Annotated in this window: 8 protein-coding genes; 7 read left to right on the top strand and 1 reads right to left on the bottom strand. The window is 73.9% G+C overall.

The genetic code is table 11. The features are described 5' to 3' along the window. The first annotated feature begins 7 nt into the window (after nucleotides 1-7). The 5 genes from lysA to ACPXCB_RS04775 all read left to right on the top strand — a co-directional run bounded on the left by lysA (nucleotide 8) and on the right by ACPXCB_RS04775 (nucleotide 8,901). The gene (gene lysA, locus ACPXCB_RS04795; protein ID WP_425872538.1) at nucleotides 8-1,423 is read left to right on the top strand and encodes a diaminopimelate decarboxylase; all 1,416 of its coding nucleotides are present in this window, start codon (nucleotides 8-10) and stop codon (nucleotides 1,421-1,423) included. A gap of 8 nt (nucleotides 1,424-1,431) precedes the next feature. Continuing rightward, nucleotides 1,432-2,745 carry a homoserine dehydrogenase gene (locus tag ACPXCB_RS04790; RefSeq protein ID WP_425872886.1) on the top strand — a complete coding sequence of 438 codons (1,314 nt, stop codon included), beginning with the start codon at nucleotides 1,432-1,434 and terminating at the stop codon, nucleotides 2,743-2,745. 252 nt (nucleotides 2,746-2,997) lie between these two features. Further along, on the top strand, nucleotides 2,998-4,047 hold the full coding sequence (gene thrC / locus ACPXCB_RS04785; protein WP_393167990.1) for a threonine synthase: 1,050 nt from the start codon (nucleotides 2,998-3,000) through the stop codon (nucleotides 4,045-4,047). Between the two features lie 192 nt (nucleotides 4,048-4,239). Beyond that, nucleotides 4,240-7,545, top strand: a complete 3,306-nt coding sequence (locus ACPXCB_RS04780; protein WP_425872536.1) for an efflux RND transporter permease subunit — start codon at nucleotides 4,240-4,242, stop codon at nucleotides 7,543-7,545. A gap of 111 nt (nucleotides 7,546-7,656) precedes the next feature. Next, on the top strand, nucleotides 7,657-8,901 hold the full coding sequence (locus ACPXCB_RS04775) for an MFS transporter (protein WP_425872534.1): 1,245 nt from the start codon (nucleotides 7,657-7,659) through the stop codon (nucleotides 8,899-8,901). A 60-nt stretch (nucleotides 8,902-8,961) separates the two neighbouring features. On the opposite strand, the gene ACPXCB_RS04770 is transcribed toward ACPXCB_RS04775, so the two are convergent. Continuing rightward, the gene (locus ACPXCB_RS04770; RefSeq protein ID WP_425872532.1) at nucleotides 8,962-9,492 is read right to left on the bottom strand and encodes a hypothetical protein; all 531 of its coding nucleotides are present in this window, start codon (nucleotides 9,490-9,492) and stop codon (nucleotides 8,962-8,964) included. A gap of 139 nt (nucleotides 9,493-9,631) precedes the next feature. Between ACPXCB_RS04770 and thrB the strand changes: the two genes are divergently transcribed. Together thrB and rho are read left to right on the top strand one after the other, a co-directional pair. After that, the gene (gene thrB / locus ACPXCB_RS04765; RefSeq protein ID WP_425872530.1) at nucleotides 9,632-10,576 is read left to right on the top strand and encodes a homoserine kinase; all 945 of its coding nucleotides are present in this window, start codon (nucleotides 9,632-9,634) and stop codon (nucleotides 10,574-10,576) included. Nucleotides 10,577-10,873: 297 nt separating this feature from the next. Continuing rightward, a complete protein-coding gene (rho, locus tag ACPXCB_RS04760; protein WP_425872528.1) occupies nucleotides 10,874-13,087 on the top strand; it encodes a transcription termination factor Rho in 2,214 nt (737 codons plus the stop codon). The last annotated feature ends 126 nt before the right edge of the window (nucleotides 13,088-13,213 follow it).

Below are 13,213 nucleotides of genomic sequence, written 5' to 3'. Positions count from 1 at the left end.
AGCGGTAATGCGTGCTCACGAGGCCGGTGCGCTGCACGGTGACATCGGCAGCCGGGGGCCGTCCTGGCTGCGTACCCCGGCCGACGTCAACGCCCTGGTGCCGGCGCTGTGGCCGCGCAACGTCACCCGCGACGGCGACGGTGTGCTCGCCGTGGCCGGCCTCGGCGTCCGCGACCTCGCGGCCGAGTTCGGCACCCCGGTGTACGTCCTCGACGAGGACGACCTGCGGTCCCGCGCCCGGGACTTCCGCACCGCCTTCGACGGCGTCGACGTCTACTACGCCGGCAAGGCGTTCCTCTGCCGGGCCGTGGTGCGGATGATCGCCGAGGAGGGCCTGCACCTCGACGTGTGCACGGGGGGCGAGCTGGCCACCGCGCTGTCGGCCGGGATGCCGCCCGAACGGATCGGCTTCCACGGCAACAACAAGTCGGTGACCGAGCTGACCCGGGCGCTCGACGCCGGGGTCGGCCGGATCATCCTCGACTCGTCCGACGAGATCGGCCGCCTCACCGCGCTCGCCCGCGAGCGGGGCGTCCGCCCCCGGGTGCTGATCCGGGTCACGGTCGGCGTCGAGGCGCACACCCACGAGTTCATCGCCACCGCCCACGAGGACCAGAAGTTCGGCTTCTCCCTCGCGGGCGGGGCGGCGGCCGAGGCGGCCTTCCGGGTGCTCGACGAGGGCGTCCTGGAGCTGCGCGGCCTGCACTCGCACATCGGCTCGCAGATCTTCGACGCCAGCGGCTTCGAGGTCTCCGCCCGCCGGGTGCTCGGCCTCCAGGCGCAGATCCGCGACGCGCGCGGGGTGGAGCTGCCCGAGCTGGACCTCGGCGGTGGCTTCGGCATCGCGTACACGACGCAGGACGACCCGGCCGCCCCGCAGGACCTCGCGAAGCGGCTGCGCCGGATCGTCGAGGCCGAGTGCGCCGCCGAGCGGCTGGCGGTCCCGCACCTGTCGATCGAGCCGGGCCGGGCGATCGTCGGGCCGGCCGTGTTCACCCTCTACGAGGTCGGCACGGTGAAGTCCGTGCCGGTAGGCACTGGTGGTGGTGACGGCGCGGACGGGCGTCGTGCCTACGTCAGCGTCGACGGCGGGATGAGCGACAACATCCGTACCGCGCTCTACGACGCGTCCTACTCCGCGACGCTGGCGTCCCGGGCGTCGGCCGCCGAGCCGCTGCTCGCCCGCGTGGTGGGAAAGCATTGTGAGTCCGGGGACATCGTGGTGAAGGATGAATTCCTGCCCGCCGACGTGCAGCCCGGAGATCTTGTCGCGGTGCCGGGCACCGGCGCCTACTGCCGGAGCATGGCCAGCAACTACAACCACGTGCCCCGCCCCCCGGTGGTCGCGGTGCGCGACGGCCAGGCGCGCCTGATCGTCCGGCGGGAGACCGAAGAGGACCTGCTGGCATTGGACGTGGGATGACATCACCTGTGCGCCTGGCACTGCTCGGCTGCGGCACGGTCGGTAGCGAGGTGGTCCGGCTGCTGCACGAGCAGGCGGCCGACCTCGCCGCCCGGATCGGCGCCCCGCTGGAGATCGCCGGCATCGCCGTACGCCGTCTCGGCCGTGATCGGGGCGACCTGCCCGTCGACCCGGCCCTGTTCACCACCGACGCGCTCGGCCTGATCAAGCGCGACGACGTCGACGTGGTGGTCGAGGTGGTCGGCGGCATCGAGCCGGCGCGGGGCTGGCTGGTGGAGGCGCTGCGGGCCGGCAAGAGCGTGGTCACGGCCAACAAGGCGCTGCTCGCCGAGGACGGCGCCGCCCTGCACGACGCGGCGGCCGAGGGCGGCGGCGACCTCTACTACGAGGCGTCCGTGGCGGGGGCGATCCCGCTGCTGCGCCCGCTGCGCGAGTCGCTGCACGGCGACCGGATCAACCGGGTCACCGGCATCGTCAACGGCACCACCAACTTCATCCTCTCCGCCATGGACGCCACCGGCGCCGGCTTCGCGGAGGCGTTGGAGGAGGCCACCGAGCTGGGCTACGCCGAGGCCGACCCGACCGCCGACGTGGAGGGCTTCGACGCGGCGGCCAAGGCGGCCATCCTCGCTTCGCTGGCCTTCCACACCCGGGTCGGCGCGGCCGACGTGCACCGCGAGGGCATCACCGAGGTCACGGCGGCCGACGTGGCCAGCGCCAAGGCGATGGGCTGCACCATCAAGCTGCTCTGCATCGCCGCCCGGGGCGCCGACGCCGCCGGCCGGGAGACGGTCAGCGTGCGGGTGCACCCGGCGATGATCCCGCTGGGCCACCCGCTGGCCAGCGTCGGCGACGCGTTCAACGCCGTCTTCGTCGAGGCCGAGGCGGCCGGGCCGCTGATGTTCTACGGCCGGGGCGCGGGCGGCGCGCCGACGGCCAGCGCGGTGCTGGGCGACGTGGTGGCGGTCTCCCGCAACCGGCTCGCCGGGGTGCGCTCGGCCAGCGAGAGCGCGTACGCCGACCTGCCGGTGCGGCCCATGGGGGAGGCGCTGACCCGCTACCACATCAGCCTCGACGTGGCCGACCGGCCGGGTGTGCTGGCGGCGGTGGCCGGCGTGTTCGCCCGGCACGACGTGTCGATCGCCACCGTGCGGCAGGGCCCGGCGGGCGGCGGCGCGGCGGGTCGGGGCGAGGACGCCGACCTGGTGATCGTCACCCACGTGGCGCCGGACGCGGCGCTCGCCGCCACCGTGCGGGAGCTGCGCGGGCTGGACATCGTCCGCTCGGTGGCGAGCGTGCTGCGGGTCGAGGGCGGGCTCTGAGCGGTCCGCCCGCGGGGCCGCGCGGCCAGACGGTCCGGTCGTGTTCCGGTGACGGGAGCGGAGCGGCCCGCGGCTGCCGGCGGTGCGTGCCGGGCGGGCCGGGGTCCGTTCGTCGCCCCGGCCCGGCGGGGCGAGCGCTTCCGCGTCTCGCCTGATGGTTAACTGCGGGTGCGCCGGCGGGCACACGGCGAGACTGGTCCAGGCTGGAGGCGTACCCGACTCGGCGGGACGGTAGAGGCGAGGGAGAACGACATGTGGCGGGGTCTGATCGACGCGTACCGGGACCGGCTGCCGGTCACCGACGCCACCCCGGTCGTGACCCTGCACGAGGGGAACACCCCGCTGCTGCCCGCGCCGGTGCTCTCCGCCCGGCTCGGCTGCGACGTGCACCTGAAGGTGGAGGGCGCCAACCCGACCGGCTCGTTCAAGGACCGGGGCATGACCCTCGCGGTCTCCAAGGCGGTCGAGGCCGGCAACAAGGCGATCATCTGCGCCTCCACCGGCAACACCAGCGCCTCCGCGGCGGCGTACGCGGCCCGCGCCGGCCTGACCTGCGCGGTGCTCGTGCCGCAGGGCAAGATTGCGCTGGGCAAGCTGGCCCAAGCGCTCGTGCACGGGGCGAAGCTGCTCCAGGTCACCGGCAACTTCGACGACTGCCTGTCGCTGGCCGCCAAGCTCGCGCAGGACTACCCGGTCGCCCTGGTCAACTCGGTCAACATCGACCGGCTGCACGGCCAGAAGACGGCCGCGTTCGAGATTGTCGAGGCGTTGGGCGACGCGCCCGACATCCACTGCCTGCCGGTCGGCAACGCCGGCAACGTCTCCGCCTACTGGATGGGCTACTCGGAGGACCTGCGGGACGGCAACGCCACCCGCACCCCGAAGATGTACGGCTTCCAGGCGGCCGGCGCCGCCCCGATCGTCACCGGGGAGGTGGTCCGCGAGCCGTCCACGATCGCCACCGCCATCCGGATCGGCAATCCGGCGAGCTGGACCAGGGCGCTCGACGCCCGGGACTCCTCGGGCGGGCTGATCGCCGCCGTCACCGACCGGGAGATCCTGGCCGCGTACCGGCTGCTGGCCCGCGAGGTCGGGGTCTTCGTCGAGCTGGGCAGCGCGGCCAGCGTGGCCGGCCTGCTCCAGCAGGCCGCCGCCGGTCGGGTCCCGGCCGGCTCGACGGTGGTCTGCACGGTCACCGGCCACGGCCTGAAGGACCCGGAGTGGGCGATCTCCACCGCGCCCGTGCCGACCACCATCGCCAACGACCCGCTGGCCGCCGCCCGCTGCCTCGACCTCGCCTGAACCGCTGGCGGATCGGCCTCGCCTGAGCCGCCGGCGGATCGGCGCCGGTCGAGGTCGACGGGAGGAAAAACGGGGCGGCGCAGGCGAGTCCTGTGCATCGGACTGGGGCAGGGTCGGCCGGGGCCGGTCGGGCCGGGTGGGGGAGAATCCGGTACCCCCGCCAATCGCCTTTTCCAGGAGTGAGTCACGCCGATGTCGCTGCTCGCCAGATTCAGCCTCGCCAACCGAGGGCTGATCGCCCTCATCGCGGTGGTGACCACGCTGTTCGGGGCGTTCGCCGTACCGTCACTGAAGCAGCAGCTCCTGCCGTCGCTGGAGTTCCCGGCGGCCTTCATCGTGGCGGTCTACCCCGGCGCCGGGCCCGAGGTCGTCGAGTCGCAGGTCACCGAGCCGATCGAGAACGCCCTCCAGGGCATCCCCGGGCTGGACCAGGTCACCTCGACCTCCCGCGAGGGCTCCACGACCGTCCAGGTCCAGTACGAGTTCGGCACCGACCTGGACGACGTGGTCAACAAGATGCAGACCGCGCTCAACCGGATCGACGCGCAGCTGCCCGAGGGAGTCGACCCGCAGGTCATCGCCGGCAGCACCGACGACCTGCCCGCGGTGGTGCTCGCCGCCTCCGGCGGTGCCGACCAGCGCGTCCTCGCGGAGAAGCTGCGCGCCACGGTGGTGCCCGAGTTGGAGGCGATCGAGGGGGTGCGGACGGTCGACCTGACCGGCGCCCGCGACGACGTCGTGGTGGTCACCCCGGATCCGGCCAAGCTGGCGGCGGCGAAGCTCCAGCCGACCGCCCTCGGCGCGGCGTTGAAGACCAACGGCGTGACGGTGCCGGCCGGCGCGGTGACCGACGGCACCCGCGCGCTCCCGGTGCAGGTCGGTACCCGGCTCGCCACGCTGGACGACCTCCGGGGCGTCGTGGTCGCGCCGGCGACGGGCCGGGCGGCCCCGATCCGCCTCGGCGACGTGGCCACCGTCGAGCAGCAGCTCGCCCCGGCCACCGCGATCACCCGCACCAACGGCAAGGACAGCCTGGGCATCGCGGTCACCGCCTCCCCGGACGGCAACGCGGTGGAGATCTCCCACGAGATCCGGGACCGCCTCGCCGACCTGCGGGAGGCCTCCGGCACCGAGCTGACCGTCGTCTTCGACCAGGCCCCCTTCGTCGAGAAGTCGATCGAGAGCCTGACCACCGAGGGCCTGCTGGGCCTGGTCATGGCCGTCATCGTCATCCTGGTCTTCCTGCTGTCGGTCCGCTCCACGGTGGTCACCGCGGTCTCCATCCCGCTCTCGGTGGTGGTCGCCCTGATCGCCCTCTGGATCGGCGACTACTCGCTCAACCTGCTCACCCTCGGCGCGCTCACCATCGCGGTCGGCCGGGTGGTCGACGACTCGATCGTCGTGCTGGAGAACATCAAGAGACACCTGGAGTACGGCGAGCCGAAGCGGCAGGCGATCCTTGCCGCCGTCCGCGAGGTGGCCGGCGCGGTGACGGCGTCCACCCTCACCACGGTCGCCGTGTTCGCGCCGATCGCCCTGGTGGGCGGCTTCGTCGGGCAGCTCTTCGCGCCGTTCGCGATCACCGTCACGGTGGCCCTGCTCGCCTCGCTGCTGGTCTCGCTGACCGTCATCCCGGTGCTCGCGTACTGGTTCCTGAAGCCGCCGAGCGGCACGGCGGACGACGCCGCGGTGCGCCGGGCGGCCGAGGAGAAGGAGCTGCGCAACCCGTTGCAGCGGGCGTACCTGCCGGTGATCGGGTTCGCCACCCGCAAGCGGGCCACCCGGTGGATCACGCTGGGGCTCGGCGTGCTCGTGCTGTTCGGCACCTTCGGCCTGTCCCGCCAGCTGGAGACCAACTTCATCGACGACTCCGGCCAGGACACCCTGAGCATCACCCAGGAACTGCCGGCGGGCACCGGCCTGGTCGGCACCGACGCGGCGGCCAAGCAGATCGAGGCGGTGCTGGAGCGCACCGAGGACATCGAGACGTACCAGGTCACGGCGGGCGGCGGGGACAACCCGTTCGGCGGCGGCGGCAACAACGTCGCCAACTGGTCGCTGGCCCTCGGTGACGGGACCGACGCCCAGGAGATGCGGGAGAAGCTGCGCCGGGAGTTCGACGCGCTGGGCCCGGCCATCGGTGAGGTCAGCTTCGGCGCCGGCCAGGGCGGAGCGGCGGCCAACCAGATCGAGGTGGTCGTCCAGGGCACCGACCCGGAGGCGCTGACCCGGGCCGCCGAGGAGGTCCGGTCGGCGATGGCCGGGCTGGCGGGCGTCGAGGACGTCTCCACCAGCCTCGCCACGCGGGTGCCGCGCGTCGACGTCACCGTCGACCGGGTCGCCGCCGGCCGGGTCGGGCTCACCGAGGCCGCCGTCGGCCAGGTGGTGGCCCAGGCGTTCCGGGGTTCGCCCCTGGGGCAGGTCACGCTCGACGACGGGCAGCGGGACGTGGTGCTGCGGTTCGCGGGCAAGCCGCCGACCACGGTGGAGGAACTGCGCGCGATGCCGGTCGGGCCGGTGAAGCTCGACGACATCGCCGACGTCACCCAGACCGAGGGCCCGCAGCAGGTGAGCCGGATCGACGGCGAGCGCAGCGTCTCCGTCACCGGTACGGCCACCGGCTCGAACCTCGGCGCCATCACGCAGGAGTTGCAGAAGAAGCTGGACGGCATCGACGTGCCGGGGGCGAGCTTCGCCATCGGCGGCGTCAGCGCCGACCAGGAGGAGGCCTTCGCCGACCTGGGCCTGGCCGTGCTCGCCGCCATCGCGATCGTGTTCCTGATCATGGTGGCGACGTTCCGGAGCCTGGTCCAGGCGCTGATCCTGTTGATCTCCATCCCGTTCGCGGCGACCGGCGCGATCGGCCTGCTGCTGGCCACCGGCACCCCGATGGGTGTGCCGGCGCTGATCGGCGTGCTCATGCTGGTCGGCATCGTGGTGACAAACGCGATCGTGCTGCTGGATCTCGTCAACCAGTACCGGGCCCAGGGCATGGGGGTCCAGGAGGCGGTGGTCGAGGGCGGCCGGCGCCGGCTGCGACCGATCCTGATGACGGCAATCGCCACCATCTTCGCGCTGCTGCCGATGGCGCTCGGCCTCACCGGGGAGGGCGGCTTCATCTCCAAGCCGCTGGCGATCGTGGTGATCGGCGGGCTGCTCAGCTCGACGCTGCTGACCCTGATCCTGGTGCCGACGCTCTACGCCATGGCGGAGAACACCAAGGAGTCGTTCCGCGCCCGCCGGGCCCGCCGCTCCGGCGGGGTGGTCCCGGCCACCGGCACGGGCGACGGCGACCCGGCCGGCGACGACGGTGGGGCGCCCGCCGCCGCGCCGGTCCCGGTGCCCGCCGCGGGCGGCCCGTCCACCGCCGGCACGGAGGCCACCGGTGCCCCGGCGTCCCGGCCGACGCCGTCGGGCGCGCTGGTGGACGGCACCGACCAGTTCGAGGTGCTGCGGCTGCCGAAGAGCCGCACGTCCCCGCTGCCGCCGGCCGAGTAAGGGCAGTGCGCGAACACCCCCGACGGGTCCCACCCGCCGGGGGTGTTCGCGTTCGGTCAGGTACCCGCCGTACGCCCGGCCCGCCGGTCACCGCCCGGTAGGGTCCCGAACGTGCCGTCCACCGTCTCGGTCCTCACCCACAACCGCAACTTCCGCAATCTGTTCCTCGCCGAGCTGGTGGTCTTCGGCGCCGACTGGTTCGTCATGGTGCCGCTGCTGGTGCTGCTGCCGGACCTGACCGGCAGCGGCGTGTGGGGCGCGCTGGTGCTCGCCGTCGACACCGGGATCGTGGCGCTGCTGCTGCCGTACACGGGCACGATCGCGGACCGGTTCGACCGGCGCAAGATCATGATCATTTCGAACGTCGCGGCCCTGCTCGGCGTGCTGCTGCTGCTCGGCGTCCGCAGCGCGGAGACCGCCTGGCTGGCGATGGCCGGGATCGGCGTGGTGGCGGTCGCCAAGGCGTTCTACTCCCCGGCGGCCCAGGCGGCCCTGCCCAACGTGCTCGACCCCGACGAGCTGGCCGCCGGCAACGCCGTCGCGGGGTCGGCCTGGGGCACCATGACCGTCGTCGGCGCCTCCCTGGGTGGCGTGCTCAGCGCCGCCGTCGGCCCGTACGCCTGCTTCTGGGTGGCGGCGGTGGGCCTGGTGGTCGCCGCGGGCCTGGCCACGCTGATCCGCCGGCCGTTGCAGGCGCCCCGCGACGCGGAGCTGCCCGTGCAGCGGACCTGGCCGGCGATCCGGGAGGCGCTGGGCTACATCGGGCACCGGCCGAGGGTGCTGGCGCTGGTCACCGTGAAGTCGGCGGTGGGCCTCGGCAACGGCGTGCTGACGGTGTTTCCGCTGCTCGCGGCCGTGTACGGCGTGGGCCCCGTCGGCACCGGGCTGCTCTTCGCGGTCCGCGGGGCGGGGGCGCTCGTCGGGCCGATCCTGATGCGTCGGGTGCTGACCAACCGCGCCTGGCTGCTGCCCGGGCTGGCGCTGTCGATGTCCCTCTACGGCCTGGCCTACCTCGGCACCTCGGTCGCCAAGTGGTTCCCGCTGGTGCTGGCTCTGGTCTTCGTCGCCCACTTCGCGGGCGGCAGCAACTGGGTGATGTCGAACTTCGCCCTGCAGGGGGAGGTGCCGGACCGGCTGCGGGGCCGCGTCTTCGCCACCGACATGATGCTGGCGACCCTCGCCGTCTCCGTCAGCCAGCTCGCCGTGGCCGCGGTGGTGGACACCGTGGACGAGCGGGTGGTGCTGGCCAGCTGTGGCCTGGTCACGGTGGTCTACGCGGTCGGCTGGCGGATCGCCACGCGCCGGCTTTCGCTCACGGACCCGGCCGCGCAACCGGCCCCGAGCGCCGCCCGCTGACCCGGCGGCGGCCGACCCCGAGCGCCGCGCGCACGCGCCGCCCGCCGACCCGCCCGGCGGTCAGGGTTGGTCCGTCCCGGCGCCCGTCGGCGCGTCCGGCCGGGACCGACCGCCCCACTGCGCCGGCACGTCGGCCTCGCCCTCCACGGTCCACCCCGGGTCGGTCGGCGGCACCGGCTGGGCGGCGGGCACCGGCGCGGTGGTCGGCACCGGCCCGCCGCCGGCGAGCGGTCGACCGCCGAACGGGCCGGCCTCCGCGCCGCCCGCCCGCCGCCCGACCAGCACCGCCGCGATCAGCAGACCCGTCCCGATCGGGTACGCCAGGGCCTGCACCCCGCCGTAGGCCAGGTTCATGAGCCGGAAGTTCGAGTATCCCCAGTCGAAACTGAACGCGCGGGACAGCAGCAGGATCCAGGCCACGTTGAGCAGTGCGCTGCCCAGCAGCACGCCGAGCCCGGACAGCGCCAGCAGCCGGGGCTTCCGAGGCAGCCGCCCCCCGGCCGTCGCGGCCAGTACGAGCCCGACCAGCAGCACCAGCACGGTGGGCGCCTCGAAGACGAACGTCCTCGCCAGGTACTCGAATTCGCGCATTCCCGCCTCCATCCGCCGTCGGTCGGGCCAGGCTAACGGACCGGCGGCGCCACCACCGTCCGGTGACGAGGCCGTCCGGCCCGGTCCCATCCGGCGGGCGGCGATCCGCCCCGTCGGTGTGCAGCCCTACCATGAGCCCGTGCCGACGAACTTCATCTCCGGCCCGGTCCGGGTCCGGGTCCCCGCCACCAGCGCCAACCTGGGGCCGGGGTTCGACGCCCTGGGGCTCGCCCTGGCGCTGCACGACGACGTGGCCGCCGAGGTGACGGCGGGGGACGTCACGGTGACCGTGGCCGGGCAGGGCGCCGGGGAGTTGCCGGCCGACGACCGGCACCTGGTCGTCCGCGCCATGCGGGCGGCCTTCGACGGGCTCGGCGGGCAGCCGCCCGGGCTGGCGGTGGAGTGCGTCAACCGCATCCCGCAGGCCCGTGGGCTGGGTTCCTCGTCTGCGGCGATCGTCGCCGGCGTGCTGCTGGCCCGCGCGCTGGTGACCGACGGCGAGACCCGGCTCGACGATGCCGCCGCGCTGCGCCTCGCCACCGAGATCGAGGGCCATCCGGACAACGTGGCGCCGTGCCTGCTCGGCGGCTTCACCCTGGCCTGGACGGAGCCCTCCGGCGCCCGGGCGGTGTCGTTGCCGGTCGCCGATGGCGTACGACCGACGGTCTTCGTGCCGGCGGAGCGCGGCCTGACGGCTACCGCGCGGGCCGCGCTGCCGGCCACCGTGCCCCACGGGGACGCGGCGCTGAACGCGGGCCGCGCCGCGCTGCTGGTGCACGCGCTGACCGCCGATCCGGGTCTGCTGCTGCCGGCCACGGTCGACCGGCTGCACCAGGACTACCGCGCCGACGGCATGCCGGGCAGCGCCGCCCTGGTGAAAGCGCTGCGTGAGGCCGGTGTGGCCGCCGTGGTCAGCGGTGCGGGCCCGACCGTCCTGGCCCTGACCGGCCCACCCGAGGGCTTCGACGCGGGAACAGGCTGGGAGGTCTGGCGGTTGGATCCAGACGGGCGCGGAGCACAGGTTGCCCGGGGTAGACTGGGACACGCAGAGCGGGACCCTGTTGCCGCAGGTCGGAAGAGTTGATTACGCTCTAGACTTAGCACAGCCGCGAAGCATGCGATCTCCCTGCGGGTCGGCGCACCCCCGAAGCTTTCGGCGGTCAGCCCGTCACCCCTGCCTAGGCCCACGCCGCACCGCAGTCTTCACAGGTCGCCGCAGACGGCGAGACCTGCTCACCGACCTTCGGTGAGTCGGGAAACCGACCGGCTGCTGTGTCACAGACTCCCGCGACGCGTCCTTGCGAGGCGGGTGCACCGAGGCCGCCCGGCCACCTTGTTTTTCGACTCCGGGCAGTCCCGGCCTATCGAGGGAAGGAATCCATTGAGCGACACCACCGACGTGACGTCGGATGTTTCCAACGTCGCTGGCGATGCCACCACCGCCGCCGCCCCCGCCCGTCGTCGGCGCAGCGGCACCGGCCTGTCGGCGATGCTGCTGCCGGAGCTGCAGAGCCTGGCCGCGTCGCTCGGCATCTCGGGCACGGCCCGCATGCGTAAGGGCGAGCTGATCAGCGCGATCTCTGAGCGGCAGGGCGGCGCCACCGCCGGGACCCCTCGACCGCGGGCCGAGGCCGCTGCCGCTCCCGCCCGTGAAGAGGCCCACGCCGAGGTCCGCGAGAGCACCGAGCGGCCGGCGGCCGCGCGGCGTACCACGGAGCAGGCTCCGGCGGAGCCGGCGGCGGCCGAGGCCGAGCCCCGTGGCCGGACCCGGCGCAGCCGGGCCGCCACCTCCGAGGCGCGGGTCGCGGAGGCCCGTCCGGCGGAGGCTCGTGAGGCGGAGGCCGTCCGTCCGGCGGAGGCCCGTCCGGCGGAGACGCGCGCGGACGAGGCCGAGGCCGGCGAGCGTGCCGACCGCAGCCGTGAGCGCGGTGACCGTGCCGAGCGCGGCGACCGTGCCGAGCGTACGGAGCGCGGCGAGCGCGGCGACCGTGCGGAGCGCGGCGACCGTGCGGAGCGCGGCGAGCGTGCCGAGCGTGCCGAGCGCGGCGAGCGCAACGAGCGCGGTGACCGTGCCGACCGTGCGGACCGCAGTGACCGCGCGGAGCGGGGTGACCGCGCGGAGCGGGCTGACCGTACCGAGCGCGGTGACCGTGCCGAGCGGGGCGAGCGCAACGAGCGGGGTGACCGCGGCGAGCGTGCCGAGCGCGGTGACCGCAACGAGCGGGGCGAGCGTGCCGAGCGGGGCGGCGACCGTGACCGCAACGAGCGCGGCGACCGGGGCCAGCGCGTCGAGCGTGACAACGACGGCGACGACGACGAGAGCGGTGGCCGGCGTGGCCGGCGCAGCCGGTTCCGGGACCGCCGCCGTGGCCGCGGTGAGCGCGCCGAGGGCGGCGAGGCTGGCCGCGACGGCGGGCGCGACGGTGGGCGCGACGGCGGACGCGAGCCGCAGGTCGGCGAGGACGACGTGCTCGTCCCGGTGGCCGGCATCATCGACGTGCTCGACAACTACGCGTTCGTACGGACCACCGGCTACCTGGCCGGCCCGAACGACGTCTACGTCTCCATGTCGCAGATCAAGAAGTACGGCCTGCGGCGCGGCGACGCCATCACCGGTGCGGTGCGCGCCTCGCGCGACGGCGAGCAGCGGCGGGACAAGTACAACCCGCTGGTGCGGCTGGACACCATCAACGGGATGGAGCCGGACGAGGCGAAGCGCCGGCCGGAGTTCTACAAGCTCACCCCGCTCTACCCGCAGGAGCGCCTGCGGCTGGAGACCGAGCCGCACATCCTCACCACCCGGGTCATCGACCTGGTCATGCCGCTCGGCAAGGGCCAGCGCGCGCTGATCGTGTCGCCGCCGAAGGCGGGTAAGACGATGGTGCTCCAGGCCATCGCTAACGCGATCACGCACAACAACCCGGAGTGCCACCTGATGGTGGTGCTGGTGGACGAGCGGCCCGAAGAGGTCACCGACATGCAGCGGTCGGTGAAGGGCGAGGTCATCGCGGCGACGTTCGACCGTCCGCCGCAGGACCACACCACGGTGGCCGAGCTGGCGATCGAGCGGGCGAAGCGCCTGGTCGAGCTGGGCCACGACGTGGTCGTGCTGCTCGACTCGGTGACCCGCCTCGGTCGCTCGTACAACCTGGCGGCGCCGGCCAGCGGCCGGATCATGTCGGGTGGTATCGACTCCACCGCGCTCTACCCGCCGAAGCGCTTCCTGGGTGCGGCCCGCAACATCGAGAACGGCGGCTCGCTGACCATCCTCGCCACCGCGCTGGTGGAGACCGGGTCCATGGCGGACACGGTCATCTTCGAGGAGTTCAAGGGCACCGGCAACGCGGAGCTGAAGCTGGACCGGAAGATCGCCGACAAGCGCATCTTCCCGGCCATCGACATCCACCCGTCCGGCACGCGCAAGGAGGAGATCCTGCTCGCGCCGGAGGAGCTGGCCATCATCCACAAGCTCCGGAAGGTCCTGCACTCGCTGGACTCGCAGGCGGCGCTGGACCTGCTGCTGGACAAGCTCAAGCAGACCCGCACCAACATCGAGTTCCTGATGCAGATCGCCAAGTCGACGCCGGGGGAGTGACCCTCCCCGGGTGAGACAGCGAGAAGGGGACGGCCGCGGGGCCGGGCCCCTAACGCGTCCCCGCCCCCCGGTTCCTGGTGGGCCGGCGGGGGCGGGTACCGGGGTGGCGGGGGGTGCGGGCGGCGG

The organism is Micromonospora sp. DT62 (assembly GCF_049847285.1).
In the GTDB taxonomy this organism is placed as follows: domain Bacteria; phylum Actinomycetota; class Actinomycetes; order Mycobacteriales; family Micromonosporaceae; genus Micromonospora; species Micromonospora reichwaldensis.
This window is presented reverse-complemented; position numbering and strand designations above follow the sequence as displayed.

What these genes read in the sequence shown, in the direction of transcription:
- lysA (WP_425872538.1), top strand. Translation starts at nt 8, where the DNA reads ATGCGTGCTCACGAGGCCGGTGCGCTGCACGGTGACATCGGCAGCCGG.
- thrC (WP_393167990.1), top strand. Translation starts at nt 2,998, where the DNA reads ATGTGGCGGGGTCTGATCGACGCGTACCGGGACCGGCTGCCGGTCACC.
- ACPXCB_RS04780 (WP_425872536.1), top strand. Translation starts at nt 4,240, where the DNA reads ATGTCGCTGCTCGCCAGATTCAGCCTCGCCAACCGAGGGCTGATCGCC.
- ACPXCB_RS04770 (WP_425872532.1), bottom strand. Translation starts at nt 9,492, where the DNA reads ATGCGCGAATTCGAGTACCTGGCGAGGACGTTCGTCTTCGAGGCGCCC.